Consider the following 14,743-nt stretch of genomic DNA (forward strand, 5'->3'; position numbering starts at 1 on the left):
TCCTCCGCGGGCAGTCGTGCTCTGCACACCACTGTGTGCAGAGCACGACTGTCAGCGGGACACCTCCCCGGGACGGCGGGCCGTGACGGCCCCGGGACCGGACGACCTCGACGCGGCGATGGCGCGGGCGCTGGAGCTCGCCGCCGCCGCGCAGGAGTGGGGTGACACGCCGATCGGCGCCGTCGTCCTCGGACCCGGCGGCGGGGTGCTCGCCGAGGCGGCCAACGAGCGGGAGCGGCTGGGTGACCCCACCGCCCACGCCGAGGTGCTGGCGCTGCGCGCGGCGGCGCGCGTGCACGGCGACGGCTGGCGGCTGACCGGCGCCACGCTGGTGGTCACCCTCGAGCCCTGCACGATGTGCGCCGGTGCGAGCGTCCTGGCCCGGGTCGCGCACGTCGTCTACGGCGCCGACGACCCCAAGGCCGGGGCCGCCGGGTCGCTGTGGGACGTCGTCCGCGACCGCCGGCTCAACCACCGGCCGCAGGTGACCGGGGGTGTGCGGGCCGAGGAGAGCGCCGCGCTCCTACGCGCGTTCTTCCGCCGTCAGCGGGGCCTGTAGTCTGTCCGACGGTGGCGTGTCCGAGCGGCCGAAGGAGCACGCCTCGAAAGCGTGTGAGGTGCAAGCCTCCGTGGGTTCAAATCCCACCGCCACCGCCAGCAGCGCGACGACGGCGGCGTCCTCCCCGGGGCGCCGCCGTCGTCGCGTCCGGGCTCAGGCGACCACGTCGAGGTCGATGAGCAGCCGGCCGTCCTCGCCGCGGACGAAGGTCACCGCGTGGGTCTCGACCAGCCGTTCGCCGGGGTTGAGGAACTCGACCCGCGTCGTGGCGGTGATGCGGTCGCCCGCGTCGGTGACGTCGCGCACCTCGAGCAGGTTGACCTCCGACCAGCGGCCGAAGAAGTCCTCGTAGTACCCCAGGCTCGCGCGGGACTGCAGGGTCGGCCCGGTGAGCTCGTAGGCGCCGGCCGCGTCATCGGGCAGCAGCGCGTAGTACTGCTCGAGGGTCTCCCGGGCCTCGGTGGCCGGGTTCGCCGGCGCCGGGCTCTCCTGCCCCGGGTCCTCGGCCGGGCTCTCGGAGACCGGCTCGCTCTCCGACGTGGGGGAGGCCTCCGTGGCCGGCGGTCCCCCCGCCGTCGGCGCGGATCCCGATGACGGGTCCGCGGCCGGCTCCTCCGTCCCGCTCGCCGGGGCCGACGAGGAACCGTCGGCGCCGGCCGACGTCCCGCCGGGGTCGTCGTTCCCGCCGGTCGCCAGCCAGGTGCCCACCGAGGCGGCGAGGGCGACCAGCGCGACAGCCAGGACGACGAGCAGCGGACGGCGCCGTCTCCGCCGCGGGCCCACGAGCGGTCCCGACCGCTCCGGCCGGGGCGGGTCCGCGGCCGGGGGCGCCGCGGGGGAGGGCTCGACGGTGGGAGGGTCCGTGGCCGGGGACCCCACGAGCGTCGCCGGCGAGACGGGGGTCGGCGGGTCGACGACCTCCGGGGGCGGGCCGACCGGCAGCGGCGGGTCGGGCGACAGCTGCGCGGTGCGGGTGCGGCTCGGGGAGGCGCCCAGGGCGGTGCGGGCCAGCAGGACCGTCGTCGGGTCGCCGTCGCGCCCGGCGGCCAGCCGGGCGAGCTCGTCGCGGACCTCGCCCATCGAGGGACGCCGCGCCGGGTCGGCCTCGAGCATCCGCCGCAGCGGCCGGTCCAGCGACCCCGCACGCCGCGGCGGGCGGACCTCGCCGCCGGCCACGCGGTGCAGCAGGCGCAGCGCGTTGTCGTCCATCCCGAACGGCGGCTCGCCCTCCAGACAGGTGTAGAGCGTCGCGCCCAGCGAGAAGACGTCGCTGGCCGCGGTCATCTCGCTGCCCTGGGCCACCTCGGGCGCCAGGAACGCCGGCGTCCCGGTGATCTGGCCGGTCTGGGTGAGCGTGACGTCGCCGCTGGCGTGCGAGATGCCGAAGTCGGTGATCTTCACCAGGCCGTCGACCCGCGGGCCCCGGCCGACCAGCACGTTGCCCGGCTTGACGTCGCGGTGCACGATCCCGGCCTCGTGCACCGCGACCAGCGCGTCGGCCAGCTGGGCGCCCACCTGGGCCACCTGTTCCGGGCGCAGCACGCCGTCCTGGTGCAGCACCTCGGCGAGGCTGCGGGAGGGCAGGTACTCCATGACCAGCCACGGGACGCCGTCCTCGAGCGCGACGTCGAAGACCGAGATCGCGTGCGGGTGGGTCAGCCGGGCGGCGATGCGGCCCTCGCGCAGCGCGCGCTGGCGCTGCTGGTCGGCCACCGCGCGGTCGGTCCCGGCCGGCAGCAGCACCTGCTTGACGGCCACCTCGCGACCGAGCAGCTCGTCACGCCCGAGCCACACCGCGCCCATGCTGCCGGTGCCCACCCGCGACACCAGGCGGTAGCGGCCGGCCACCAGGCGGCCGGGAACGGTCGAGGTCACCGGCGCTCCCTACCCCAGCCGGGCGCTCCGGCACTCCTGCCTCAGACGCTGCTGGGGACGCCGTACCGGCGGGCGTACTCCTCCTGGGCGCCGGAGGGCAGGACGTCGTAGAGCCCGCCGAGCTCCTCGACGGCGCCGGGGGGCAGGTCGTCGAAGAGCCGCTCCCACGTCGGGGGCTCGTCGTAGCTGCGGGTGAGCAGCAGCTCCCAGGCCTGGGCCTGGCGGTCGCGCTTGCTGCGCTCGGCGGCGAACTCCGACAGGTAGCGGTCCTTGGCCGCCGCCTTCTCCTCCGCCGTCGCCGAGGGCGGCAGCCCAGCGGGGTCCGCGCCGCGCAGGACGGCCACGATCTCGTCCACCACCTCCGGTCGGACCTGGCCCGGCTCGCTCATCGTCCTGCTCCTCGGTCTGTGCACTCACCCGCTGTGCCGGCTCCCGTGCGCCGGCTCCGGCCTCCCCGACCTCGTCAGCCTGCCCCGTACCGCCGCAGGTGACCACCCGGGGCGGCGCGCCGCGCCCCGCGGCCCGCCGGCTGACCCCTGCGGCGCCGCCCGCTACCATCGGGGCACGGGAGGATTCGCCTAGTGGCCTATGGCGCTCGCTTGGAAAGCGGGTTGGGGGCAACCCCTCGGGAGTTCGAATCTCCCATCCTCCGCACCGCGACGACGGGCCCCGGCAGACCGCCGGGGCCCGTCGCCGTTCACGCGCCGGTCGCCGGGACCGGCCGGGCCCGGCGGCCCAGCTCGCGCAGGTACAACCCCGCGACCGCGGCGAGCAGCAGCACCCCGCCGGCGACGGCGGCCGGCTCGAGTCGCTCGCCGAGCAGCGCCGTCGCCAGGACCGTCGCCGTGAGCGGCTCGAGCAGCGTCACGATCGAGGCCACCGCGCCCGGGACCGTCCGCACGCCGGTGAAGAACAGGCCGTAGGCCAGAGCGCTCGGCACCAGCCCGAGGTAGAGCAGCACGGCCAGCGCGACGCCGTCGGAGGGCACGGCCAGCCCCTCGGCGAGCACCACGGGGGTGAGCAGCAGCGCGCCGCCGCCGAACCCGGCGAGGGTGACCGGGACGCCGGCGGGCACCCCGCCGCCGGCCAGCGTGACGACGGCGTAGCCGAGCGCCGAGCCGGTGGCCGTGAGCGCGCCGAGCAGCACCGTCGTCCCGGTGTCGGCGCCCGCGGAGACCCCGACCAGCAGGGTGAGCCCGACCAGGGCGACCCCCAGCGCGGTGAGCGTCGACCGGCTGGGCCGCCCGGCGCCGAGCAGGACGCCGCCGACGGCGACGAGCAGCGGTGCCAGACCCAGGGCGACCAGGGTGGCGATGCTCACGCCCGCCCGCTCGACGGCGCTGAAGTAGGCGAGCTGGTATGCGGCGAGGCCGGCCCCGATGAGGACGAGGCGGGCCGCGAGCGGCCGGCTCAGCGGGACGGCGGGCCCGCGGCGACGGGTCGTGGCCGCCCACGCCGCGAGCAGGGCGACCGCACCGATCGCGAGGCGGTACCAGGCGATGTCGAGCGCGGACAGGCCGGTGCGGTCGGCGACCACGCGGCCGGACAGGCCGGCGGTGCCCCAGCAGAGGGCCGCGAGGACGACGAAGACGAACCCACGCCGGGACGACGAGGACCCACGCCGGGACGACGAGGACGAACTGCGGGAGGACGGGAGGGAGGACATGACGCTCCTGGGCGCTGGTTCCGGACGGGGCAGCGGTCCGGAGCACGGCGCAGCGGCGGCCGGCGGGTACCGGCCACGGGGATCAGCCCGCGGTGCTCCGGGTCAGGAGCGGGGCGGGGGCAGCACGAGGGCGCGCCGGGGCGTCATGCCCTGGGAGCGTAGCGGCCGGCGTCCTCTACAGTGGTGGGCAGACCCCTCGTGTGGCGTCACCCTGTGAACCTCCCCAGGGCCGGAAGGCAGCAAGGATAAGCGGGCTCTGGCGGGTGCGCGGGGGGTCCCTTCTTTCCCGGGCGGCTCACAGCCGGTTCCCAGGTTGACGGGCCAGCATCCTTGAACCGTCAAGGAGAGGAGCGGTCATGGCCCGTCGTCGTCGCACCTGGTGGATCGTCGGGGGCGTCCTCGCCCTCCTCGCCCTCGGGCTCGGCATCGGGCCCCTGCTCTACGCCGCGTCCCGGGAGGACGCCGCCGCCGCGCCGACCGTGCAGGCACAGCCCTCCGACGTCGAGCTGGTCCCCGACACCGACGGCACCTGGACGGTCACCCCGGGGTCCTCGGCCGGCTACCGCGTCGACGAGGTCCTCAACGGCGCGAACGTCACCGTCGCCGGCACCACCGACCAGGTCACCGGGTCCGTCGTCATCCAGGGCGGGGACCTGGCGTCGGCGGAGGTCTCGGTCGACGTCGCGAGCATCCGCACCGACATCGGTCAGCGGGACTCCTACTTCCGCGGCAACGTCATGGACGCCGACACCCACCCGACGGGGACGTTCACCGTCCGCGGCCCGGTCGACCTGCCCGAGCTCTCCGGCACGCCGGTGACCGTCCCGGTGACCGGCGACCTGACCCTGCGCGGGCAGACCCGGCAGGTGCAGACCGACCTCGCCGTCGTCCGCACCGCCGAGGGGGTGGAGGTCTCCGGCGCCGTGCCGGTGGTCTTCGCCGACCACGGCATCACCGCGCCCGACCTGGGCTTCGTGCGCGTCGAGGACCGCGGGCAGGTCGAGTTCCTGCTCCGGCTGGCCATGTCGCCCTGACCCGGTGACACGGGCGGCGTCCCGGTGTCCCCGGGACGTCGTCCCCGCCACGTAACCTCGCCGCGTGGCTCTGGCGCTCTACCGGAAGTACCGCCCGGCGACCTTCGCCGAGGTGGTCGGCCAGGAGCACGTGACGACCCCGCTGGTCAACGCGGTCGACGGCGGCCGGGTCAACCACGCCTACCTGTTCAGCGGCCCGCGCGGCTGCGGCAAGACGTCGTCGGCGCGCATCCTCGCCCGGTCGCTGAACTGCGAGCAGGGGCCGACGTCGACACCCTGCGGGGTGTGCGGGTCCTGCGTCGCGCTGGCGCCCGACGGCCCGGGCTCGCTCGACGTCATCGAGATCGACGCGGCCAGTCACGGCGGCGTCGACGACGCCCGCGACCTGCGCGAGCGCGCCTTCTTCGCCCCGGTGAGCAGCCGCTACAAGGTCTACATCGTCGACGAGGCGCACATGGTCACCACGCAGGGCTTCAACGCCCTGCTCAAGGTGGTCGAGGAGCCGCCGGAGTTCCTGGTCTTCGTCTTCGCCACGACCGAGCCGGACAAGGTGCTGCCGACGATCCGCTCGCGCACCCACCACTACCCGTTCCGGCTGGTGCCGCCCACCACGCTGCGCGGCCTGCTCGAGAAGACCTGCGCCGCCGAGGGCGTGCAGGTCGAGCCCACGGTGTTCCCGCTGGTCGTACGCGCCGGTGGCGGCTCGGTGCGCGACTCGCTGTCGATCCTCGACCAGCTGCTGGCCGGCGCCGGGTCCGAGGGCGTCACCTATACCGACGCGGTCGGCCTGCTCGGCGTCACCGACGACGCCCTGCTCGACGAGGCCATCGACGCGCTGGCCGCCTCCGACGCGCCCGGCGTCTTCCGTGCCGTCGACCGCGTCGTCGAGGCCGGGCACGACCCCCGCCGCTTCGCCACCGACCTGCTCGACCGGCTGCGCGACCTCATCGTCCTCGACGCCGTGCCCGAGGCCGGCGGCAACGGCCTGCTCGACTGCCCGCCCGACCGGCTGGACCTGATGGCCCAGCAGGCGCGGGCACTGGGGTCGGCGACGCTGTCCCGGCTGGCCGACACCGTGCACGCCGGGCTCACCGAGATGCGCGGCACGACCGCACCGCGGCTGCTGCTGGAGCTCGTGTGCGCCCGGATGCTGCTGCCGGCCACCGACGACTCGGCCGTCGCCACGTTGCAGCGGCTCGAGCGCCTCGAGCGGCGGCTGTCGATCGCCGGCGACGGCGGAGCCCCCGCGGCCGCCGACGTCCCGGTGCGCGAGGCGCCGCGCCCGGCGCCCGTCCGGGAGGAGCCGGCGCCGGCCGAGCGGGGCGGAGGGGCGCGGCGGGAGTACGTCCGGCCCTCCCAGCGGGCGCAGGCCGCCCCGGCGGGCGCGGCGCCGTCCGGTCCCCAGCCCGCGGCGCCTCCCGCGCCGCAGCCGTCGACGCCGTCCGCGCCCGCGGCCACGGCGCCGGCCGCCGGTGACGACTGGCCGGCGACCACCCCGCCGGGCTCCGGCGGGTCCCGTCCGGCCCCGGCCGCGCCGTCGCCCGCGGCCGACGACTGGCCGGAGACCACGCCGCCCGGCTCGGCCGGTCCCGCGCCCGCACCGGCAGCCGGGCCCGGGCAGGCCCCGGCGGCGGCCCGGCCCGGCCCGCGCGTCGCCCAGGGCGAGCCGGACATCCCGCTGCCGCCCGAGCCCACCGACGACGAGGACTGGCCGCACCCGGCGCAGCCGGCCGCGGCCCGGGCCGCCGCCGCCCGGGTGGCCGAGCCGCGGCCGCCCGCCGCACCGCCGCGCGCGGCGGCCGAGTCGGCACCCGCCCCGCGCGGCGGCGAGCCCACCCCGGTCGTGTCCGCGAACCCGCCCGGGGCGGGCACCGGGGGCGACGGGACGCTGACCACCAGCGACGTCCGCCGGGTGTGGCCCGAGCTGCTCGCCGTCGTCAAGCGGCACAAGCGCACGACCGAGGCGCTGCTGAAGAACGCGCAGGTGCACGACCTGGCCAACGGGGTGCTGACGCTGTCCACGGCGTCCCCGGCGCTGGCCCGGCGCATCGGCGACGACCTCAACAAGGACGTGCTGCGCGAGGCGCTCAACGAGCTGCTCGGCGTGCGGTGGAAGGTCGAGGCGGTCGTCGAGGGCGCGGCGGGCCGGTCACCGTCGCCGGGCGCGACCCCGGAGGGCGCCCGCGAGGCCGCCCGTGAGGCCGCGCGCGCCGCCGAGGCCGCCGAGGCGCGCGAGCTGCTGGCCCAGCGAGCCGCCGAGGAGTCCGAGGGCGGCGGCGAGCGCGAGCACGTGCCCGCCGTCGACCCGGAGCAGGCGGCCCTGGCGCTGCTGCGCTCCGAGCTGGGGGCGCGCCCGGTCGACTCCTGAGCGCCGGGCCGCCCACCGCACGTCCCGCCGGATGTCGGCTCCCCGGCCTACGCTCGGGTCATGTTCCCCGGTGGTGGTCAGCCCGACCTGCAGGCGATCCTCGCGCAGGCCCAGCAGATGCAGCAGGCGCTGGCCGCCGCGCAGGAGCAGCTGGCGAGCGAGGAGGTCACCGGGTCGGCCGGGGGCGGGCTGGTCACGGCCACGATGACCGGCAGCGGCGAGCTGACCGCCGTCACCATCGCCCCCGCGGCCGTCGACCCCGACGACCTCGAGACGCTGCAGGACCTCGTCGTCGCCGCGGTCCGCGACGCCTCCCGCCTGGTCGACCAGCTGACCGCCGACCGCATGGGCCCGCTGGCCGGCGGCATGCCCGGCATGCCCGGGCTGCCCGGCGCCTGACCGGCGCCTCCCGTCTCTCCCCGAGGAGCACTGTGTACGAGGGGGCCGTCCAGGACCTCATCGACGAGCTCGGCCGCCTGCCCGGCGTCGGGCCCAAGAGCGCGCAGCGCATCGCCTTCCACCTGCTGGCCGCCGAGTCCGCCGACGTCGGCCGGCTGGTCGCGGCGCTGCAGCGCGTGCAGGCCGAGGTCCGCTTCTGCGTGACCTGCTACAACGTCGCCGAGGGCGAGCAGTGCCGGATCTGCCGCGACCCGCGCCGCTCCGACGACGTCATCTGCGTCGTCGAGGAGCCCAAGGACGTCGTCGCCATCGAGCGCACCCGCGAGTTCCGCGGCCGCTACCACGTCCTCGGCGGGGCGATCAGCCCGATCGAGGGCGTCGGCCCCGACGACCTGCGGGTCAAGGAGCTCATGACCCGGCTCATGGACGGCACCGTCACTGAGCTGATCATCGCCACCGACCCCAACCTCGAGGGCGAGGCCACCGCGGCCTACCTCGCGCGGCTCGTCGGCCCGCTGGGCCTGGCCGTGTCCCGGCTGGCCAGCGGTCTGCCCGTGGGCGGTGACCTCGAGTACGCCGACGAGATCACGCTGGGCCGCGCGTTCGAGGGGCGCCGCCGCATCGACGCCTGAGGGGGGACCCCGCCGGCACGTCACCTGACTCGTCGTGAACGGCGGGTGACCTGCGGGGGAACGGTGTCAGGTCTCGAATCGGTGTCGAAACCCCTCCCTCTGTCATCGCGGTCACAGGCCGGACCTAGGGTCCCTGTGCACGCCGTCCGGAGGTCCTGCTCCGGACGGCCGACCACTCCGGATCTCATCCGGCCCAGCACCGGGCCGAGAAGGCAGGTCTCCCGCGATGCAGCGTCGACCACAGCGAGTGCTGGCCGCCTCGGCGGCCGCACTGACGGCCGTCACCCTGGCCGCATGTGCCTCCAGCGACCGGGACTCCGGCGGCGGCGGGGAGGGCGGCGAGGCACAGTCCGGCGGCACCCTCGTCTTCGGTGCCACCTCCGACCCCGTGATGCTGGACCCGGCCTTCGCCAGCGACGGTGAGACCTTCCGGGTCATCCGGCAGATCTACGAGGGGCTGCTGACCAACGAGCCCGGAGGCACGGACCCCGTTCCGGCTCTCGCCGAGGACTGGGAGGCCAGCGAGGACGGGCTCGAGTACACCTTCAGCCTGCGCGAGGGCGTGCAGTTCCACGACGGCACCGACTTCAACGCCGAGGCGGTCTGCTTCAACTTCGAGCGCTGGTTCAACTTCGAGGGGCTGGCGCAGAGCCCCAGCGCCTCGACCTACTACCAGGACGTCTTCGGGGGCTTCGCCAGCACGCCGGAGACCCCCAACATCTATGCCGGGTGCGAGGCGTCCGACGAGACCACCGCGGTGATCCGACTCAACCGGGTGACGAGCAAGTTCCCGGCCGCCCTGTCCCTGCCCGCCTTCTCGATCGCGAGTCCGACCGCGCTCCAGGAGTACGACGCCGACAACCTCTCCGGCAGCGAGGACGCGCTCACCTATCCGGCCTACGCCCTGGAGCACCCGGTGGGCACCGGTCCGTTCCGGTTCGAGAGCTGGGACCGCGGCAACGGCGAGGTCACCATCGTCCGTAACGAGGACTACTGGGGCGACGCCGCGCTGCTCGACGAGATCATCTTCCGCGCCATCCCCGACGGGAACGCCCGGCGGCAGGAGCTGCAGGCCGGCTCGATCGACGCCTACGACTTCGTGGCCCCGGCGGACTACCAGACCCTCGAGGACGAGGGCCTGCAGATCCTGGTCCGTGACCCGTTCAACGTCCTCTACCTGGGGATCAACGGCGGGGGCATCCCGGACTCGGGCGCCAACCCGGCGCTGCAGGACATCCGGGTGCGCCAGGCGATCGCACACGCCATCGACCGCGAGACGATCGTGAACTCGCTGCTGCCCGAGGGCGCCGAGGCGGCCACCCAGTTCATGCCGCCGACCGTCGACGGGTGGACCGAGGACGTCACCACCTACGACTACGACCCCGACCGCGCTCGCCAGCTGCTCCAGGAGGCCGGTGCCGAGGGGACGACGCTGCGGTTCTTCTACCCGACCGAGGTCAGCCGGCCCTACCTGCCGGACCCGGCCGCGATGTTCCAGGTGATCAACCAGAACCTCACCGACGCCGGGTTCACCATCGAGCCGACCGCGCTGCCGTGGAGCCCGGACTACCTCAACGTCGCGCAGGCCGGCGGCGCTGACATCCACCTGCTCGGCTGGACGGGCGACTACAACGACGCCTACAACTTCATCGGCACGTTCTTCGCCGCGAAGGCCGACGGCCTGGCGAAGGCGGAGTTCGGGGCCTTCAACAACCCGGAGATCTTCCAGACCCTGGCCGAGGCCGACCAGGAGCCCGAGGCGAGCCGCCGCACCGAGCTCTACCAGGAGGCCAACCGGCTGATCATGGACTACCTGCCGGGTGTCCCGATCTCGCACTCCCCGCCGGCACTGGCGGTCGCCGAGAACGTGCAGGGCCTCGAGCCCAGCCCGCTGACCGCCGAGGTCTTCTCGACGGTGTCGATCAGCGACTGAGCTCCACCGCCGGCCGCGCCGGGGCAGGCCCGTCCTGTCCCGGCGCGGCCGGTCCCGTGTCCGGTCGTGCCCCGTCGTGGAGAGGTGACCCGAGCGCGTGCTCCGCTTCATCGTCCGGCGGCTCCTCCAGCTGATCCCGATCCTGCTGGGGCTGTCGGTGCTGCTCTTCGCCTGGCTGCGCGCCCTGCCCGGCGGGCCGGCCCAGGCCGCCCTCGGCGAGCGCGCCACACCCGAGGCGATCGCCCGCTACAACGAGCTGTTCGGGCTCGACCAGCCGCTCTACGTCCAGTACCTGCGCTTCCTCGGCCGCGCCGTCCAGCTCGACTTCGGCAACTCCTCCCGCACCGGGCGCCCGGTCACCGAGGAGTTCCTCGAGCGGATGCCCGGCACCATCGAGCTCACGGTCTTCGCGATGGTGTTCGCGATCGGCGTCGGCATCCCGCTGGGCTACCTGGCCGCCCGCAAGCACGGCAGCTGGCTGGACTCGGCGTCGGTCATCGGCTCGCTGCTCGGCGTCGCGATCCCGGTCTTCTTCCTCGCCTACCTGCTGCGCCTGCTGTTCGCGGTGGAGCTGGGCTGGCTGCCCGGCTCGGGACGCCAGGAGGTGCGCATCGACGCCACCCGCGTCACGAACTTCTACGTCCTCGACGGCCTGCTCACCCGGGAGTGGGACGCCGCCTGGGACGCCTTCCTGCACCTGGTGCTGCCGGGCATCGCGCTGGGCACCATCCCGCTGGCGATCATCGTGCGGATCACCCGGGCCTCGGTCCTCGACGTGGTGAACGAGGACTACGTGCGCACGGCCAACGCCAAGGGGCTGGCGACGGCGACCGTCCGGCGGCGGCACGTCCTGCGCAACGCGCTGCTGCCGGTGTCGACGACGATCGGCCTGCAGACCGGGCTCCTGCTCTCCGGTGCAGTGCTCACCGAGACCGTGTTCGCGTTCGGCGGCGTCGGCTCGGCCATCTTCGACTCGATATTCGCCCGGGACTTCGCCGTCCTCCAGGGCTTCATCCTCATGCTGTCGGTGATGTATGTGCTGATTAACCTGCTCGTCGACATCTCGTACGGCCTGCTCGACCCGCGGGTGCGCGTCCGATGACCGCGGTCGGCGACGTCCGGCGGCGGCGCATCGACGAGCTCGCCGCCCGCGCGGGTCAGGTGCCCGAGGGCGAGGGCGGCCTCTCGCTGACCCGCAGCGCCTTCCGCCGGCTGCGGCGCGACCCCGTGGCCATCGCCGGCGCGATCATCGTCGTCGTCTTCCTGCTGGTCGCGGCCTTCGCCCCGCTCCTGGCCCCGCGCGACCCCCTGACGCAGTACCTGCTCAGCGAGATCCGGCCGGGTTCCATCCCCGGCAGCCGCGAGGGCTTCCCGCTGGGCGTGGACAACCTCGGCCGCGACCTGCTCAGCCGGCTGATCGTCGGGTCCCGGCAGTCGCTGCTCATCGGCGTGGTCTCCACGCTGCTCGGCGCCGCAGTCGGCATGGCGCTCGGCGTGCTGGCGGGTGCGTTCGGCGGCTGGGTGGACACCGTCGTCATGCGGTTCGTCGACATCCTGCTGTCGCTGCCCAGCCTGCTGATGGCCATCAGCATCTCGGTGCTCCTCGGGGCGAACCAGTGGGCGCTGATGATCGCCATCGCGGTCACCCAGGTGCCGGTCTTCGCCCGGCTGCTGCGCGGGTCGATGCTCGCCCAGCGCGACAGCGACTACGCTCTCGCCGCGCGGGCCCTGGGCGTCCGCCGCGGCCGCATCGTCTTCGGCCACGTGCTGCCCAACTCGCTGTCGCCGGTGATCGTCCAGGCGACGCTGTCGCTGGCGACGGCGATCATCGAGGCGGCCGCGCTGTCCTTCCTCGGCCTGGGCGACCCCGATCTCGCCCGTCCCGAGTGGGGCGCCATGCTGTCCAACGCCCAGGCGTTCCTGTCCATCCGGCCGGAGCTGGCCATCTACCCGGCCCTGTGCATCGTCGTCGTCGCCCTGGGCTTCACGCTGCTGGGCGAATCACTGCGCGAGGCCCTCGACCCGAAGTTCCGGAGGTGACCGGGTGACCATCGAGTCGATGCCGTCCCGCGACGCGGGCGCCCCCGGTGCCCCCGTCCTCGACGTCGACGGGCTCACCGTCACCTTCACGCGCAGGGGCGAGCAGTCCACCCGCGCCGTCGACGGGGTCAGCTTCTCCGTCGCGCCGGGGGAGACCGTGGGCCTGGTCGGGGAGTCCGGCTGCGGCAAGTCGGTGACCTCGCTGGCGGTCATGGGGCTGCTGCCCAGCCGCGGCGTTCAGGTCGGCGGCTCGGTGCGGCTGGACGGCCAGGAGTTGATCGGCGCCCCGGACCGGACGCTGCGCCGGCTGCGCGGCGCGGACATGGCCATGGTGTTCCAGGACCCGCTGTCGTCGTTGAACCCCACGGTGCCCATCGGCACCCAGGTCACCGAGGTCCTGCTCGAGCACCGGGAGATGTCGAAGAAGGAGGCGGCCGACGAGGCCACCCGCCTGCTCGACCGCGTCGGCATCCCCGACCCCGGCCGCCGGCTCAAGGAGTACCCGCACCAGCTCTCCGGCGGCATGCGCCAACGGGCGCTCATCGCGATGGCGCTGGCGTGCGCCCCGCGCCTGCTCATCGCCGACGAGCCGACCACCGCCCTCGACGTCACCATCCAGGCGCAGATCCTCGAGCTGCTCCGCGAGCTGGTGGTCGACTCGGGCACAGCGCTGGTGATGATCACCCACGACCTCGGCGTGGTCGCCGGGCTCTGCGACCGGGTGCACGTCATGTACTCCGGCCGGATCATCGAGTCCGCCGACCGTCACGATCTGTTCGCGCGGCCCCGCCACCCCTACACCGGCGGGCTGCTCGCCTCGGTGCCACGGCTCGACGGGGCCCGCGGCGCACCGCTGCACCCGATCCGCGGCTCCGCCCGCGACGTCATCCCCTGGGCCGAGGGGTGCGCGTTCGCCCCGCGGTGCGACAACGCCCAGGACGACTGCCTCACCGAGGTCGCCGGCAGCACCGTGGCGCTCGAGGACGACGGTCCCGGCCGCGAGCTGCGCTGCCGCCACCCCCTGCAGCACCCGAGGTCCCCGGCCGGGGCCACCGCGTCCGGAGCCGCCCGATGACCGCCGTCCCCGCCGCCGACCCCCTCCTGCGGGTCGAGGGCCTGCAGGTGTACTTCCCGATCAAGCGCGGCCTGGTCGTCGACCGCACCGTGGGCCACGTCCGCGCCGTCGACGGCGTCGACCTGAGTATCGACCGCGGCACCACCTACGGGCTGGTGGGGGAGTCCGGCTGCGGCAAGTCCACGCTCGGCCGCGCCGTCCTGCGCCTGGTCGAGCCCACCGCGGGGAAGGTCGTCTTCGACGGCACCGACGTCGCCTCGCTCCAGGGTGAGCCGCTGCGGACGATGCGCCGCCGGATGCAGATGGTGTTCCAGGACCCGCTGGGCAGCCTCGACCCCCGGCAGAACGTCGAGTCGCTGCTGTCCGAGCCGCTGCACGCGCACGGCCTGGGCGGCGGCAGGCGCGGCATCGCCGAGCGGATCCGCACCCTGCTCGACGCCGTCGGGCTGCCCTCGGCGGCGCTGCGCCGCTACCCGCACGAGTTCTCCGGCGGCCAGCGCCAGCGCATCGGCATCGCCCGCGCCATCGCGCTCGAGCCCGACCTGCTCATCGCCGACGAGCCGGTCTCCGCGCTCGACGTCAGCGTCCAGGCGCAGGTGGTCAACCTGCTCGAGGAGCTGCAGGAGCGGCTCGGTCTGACCTACCTGGTCATCGCGCACGACCTCGCCGTGGTGCGGCACATCAGCGACGTCGTCGGCGTCATGTACCTGGGGTCGCTGGTCGAGCAGGCGCCCTCCGACGTCCTGTACGCCGAGCCGCTGCACCCCTACAGCCGGGCGCTGCTGAGCGCCGTCCCGGTGCCCGACCCGGTGGTCGAGGAGAGCCGCGAGCGCATCCTGCTGGCCGGCGACCTCCCCTCACCGGCCAACCCGCCCAGCGGCTGCCGGTTCCACACCCGGTGCCCCTGGCGGCAGGAGACCCGCTGCGACGACGAGGTCCCGGCGCTGCGCGAGCTGGGCACGGGGCACCTGGTGGCCTGCCACTGGGCCGAGGAGATCCGCGACGGCCTGCTGCAGCCCCGGTCGGCCGAGGAGGTGGCCGCCACCCAGGGCGTCAGCGTGCGCCCGACGGGGGTGGCCAACCCGGAGTCCGACGCGCTGGTGCAGGGCGTCGACGAGCCGATCGAGTGGCGCTGAGCGCACCACTCCTGCGGGCGCGCGGC

Annotated in this window: 13 protein-coding genes, 2 tRNA genes and 1 other RNA gene; 13 read left to right on the top strand and 3 right to left on the bottom strand. The window is 74.9% G+C overall.

Going from position 1 to position 14,743, the window contains the following annotated elements:
- Positions 1–82: 82 nt before the first annotated feature.
- Both ACI79O_RS01970 and ACI79O_RS01975 read left to right on the top strand, forming a co-directional pair.
- Positions 83–559: a nucleoside deaminase gene (locus ACI79O_RS01970; protein WP_456891501.1), complete on the top strand. Its 477-nt coding sequence runs from the start codon at positions 83–85 to the stop codon at positions 557–559.
- Between the two features lie 10 nt (positions 560–569).
- Positions 570–657, top strand: a tRNA-Ser gene (locus tag ACI79O_RS01975).
- Positions 658–712: 55 nt separating this feature from the next.
- On the opposite strand, the gene ACI79O_RS01980 is transcribed toward ACI79O_RS01975, so the two are convergent.
- The gene (locus tag ACI79O_RS01980; RefSeq protein WP_456913231.1) at positions 713–2,434 is read right to left on the bottom strand and encodes a protein kinase domain-containing protein; all 1,722 of its coding nucleotides are present in this window, start codon (positions 2,432–2,434) and stop codon (positions 713–715) included.
- 41 nt (positions 2,435–2,475) lie between these two features.
- On the bottom strand, positions 2,476–2,823 hold the full coding sequence (locus ACI79O_RS01985) for a hypothetical protein (RefSeq protein WP_456891505.1): 348 nt from the start codon (positions 2,821–2,823) through the stop codon (positions 2,476–2,478).
- 178 nt (positions 2,824–3,001) lie between these two features.
- Between ACI79O_RS01985 and ACI79O_RS01990 the strand changes: the two genes are divergently transcribed.
- Positions 3,002–3,086 (top strand) — tRNA-Ser (locus ACI79O_RS01990).
- A 45-nt stretch (positions 3,087–3,131) separates the two neighbouring features.
- On the opposite strand, the gene ACI79O_RS01995 is transcribed toward ACI79O_RS01990, so the two are convergent.
- Positions 3,132–4,100 (bottom strand): DMT family transporter, encoded by a 969-nt coding sequence (locus ACI79O_RS01995; protein WP_456913233.1) that lies wholly within the window; start codon positions 4,098–4,100, stop codon positions 3,132–3,134.
- Between the two features lie 187 nt (positions 4,101–4,287).
- Here ACI79O_RS01995 and ffs point away from each other — a divergent pair.
- From ffs to ACI79O_RS02045, 10 genes are all read left to right on the top strand, one after another.
- An RNA gene (ffs, locus tag ACI79O_RS02000) (signal recognition particle sRNA small type) lies at positions 4,288–4,383 on the top strand.
- Between the two features lie 73 nt (positions 4,384–4,456).
- Positions 4,457–5,134, top strand: coding sequence for a YceI family protein (locus tag ACI79O_RS02005; RefSeq protein WP_456913234.1), 678 nt, complete (start codon positions 4,457–4,459; stop codon positions 5,132–5,134).
- Between the two features lie 64 nt (positions 5,135–5,198).
- Positions 5,199–7,502 carry a DNA polymerase III subunit gamma and tau gene (locus tag ACI79O_RS02010; protein WP_456913235.1) on the top strand — a complete coding sequence of 768 codons (2,304 nt, stop codon included), beginning with the start codon at positions 5,199–5,201 and terminating at the stop codon, positions 7,500–7,502.
- A 60-nt stretch (positions 7,503–7,562) separates the two neighbouring features.
- Positions 7,563–7,901 (top strand): YbaB/EbfC family nucleoid-associated protein, encoded by a 339-nt coding sequence (locus ACI79O_RS02015; protein ID WP_456876780.1) that lies wholly within the window; start codon positions 7,563–7,565, stop codon positions 7,899–7,901.
- 32 nt (positions 7,902–7,933) lie between these two features.
- Positions 7,934–8,533 carry a recombination mediator RecR gene (recR, locus tag ACI79O_RS02020; protein WP_110004524.1) on the top strand — a complete coding sequence of 200 codons (600 nt, stop codon included), beginning with the start codon at positions 7,934–7,936 and terminating at the stop codon, positions 8,531–8,533.
- Positions 8,534–8,759: 226 nt separating this feature from the next.
- On the top strand, positions 8,760–10,466 hold the full coding sequence (locus tag ACI79O_RS02025) for an ABC transporter substrate-binding protein (RefSeq protein WP_456913237.1): 1,707 nt from the start codon (positions 8,760–8,762) through the stop codon (positions 10,464–10,466).
- A gap of 97 nt (positions 10,467–10,563) precedes the next feature.
- Entirely contained in the window at positions 10,564–11,568 is a 1,005-nt protein-coding gene (locus tag ACI79O_RS02030; RefSeq protein ID WP_456891515.1) for an ABC transporter permease, read from the top strand.
- The gene (locus ACI79O_RS02035) at positions 11,565–12,506 is read left to right on the top strand and encodes an ABC transporter permease (RefSeq protein WP_456891516.1); all 942 of its coding nucleotides are present in this window, start codon (positions 11,565–11,567) and stop codon (positions 12,504–12,506) included. Before ACI79O_RS02030 ends, ACI79O_RS02035 begins: the two co-directional genes overlap by 4 nt.
- 4 nt (positions 12,507–12,510) lie before the next feature.
- The gene (locus ACI79O_RS02040) at positions 12,511–13,581 is read left to right on the top strand and encodes an ABC transporter ATP-binding protein (protein ID WP_456913238.1); all 1,071 of its coding nucleotides are present in this window, start codon (positions 12,511–12,513) and stop codon (positions 13,579–13,581) included.
- Positions 13,578–14,717: an ABC transporter ATP-binding protein gene (locus ACI79O_RS02045; protein ID WP_456913239.1), complete on the top strand. Its 1,140-nt coding sequence runs from the start codon at positions 13,578–13,580 to the stop codon at positions 14,715–14,717. The genes ACI79O_RS02040 and ACI79O_RS02045 overlap by 4 nt, the downstream gene beginning before the upstream one ends.
- The last annotated feature ends 26 nt before the right edge of the window (positions 14,718–14,743 follow it).

Source organism: Geodermatophilus sp. SYSU D00696 (assembly GCF_054050235.1).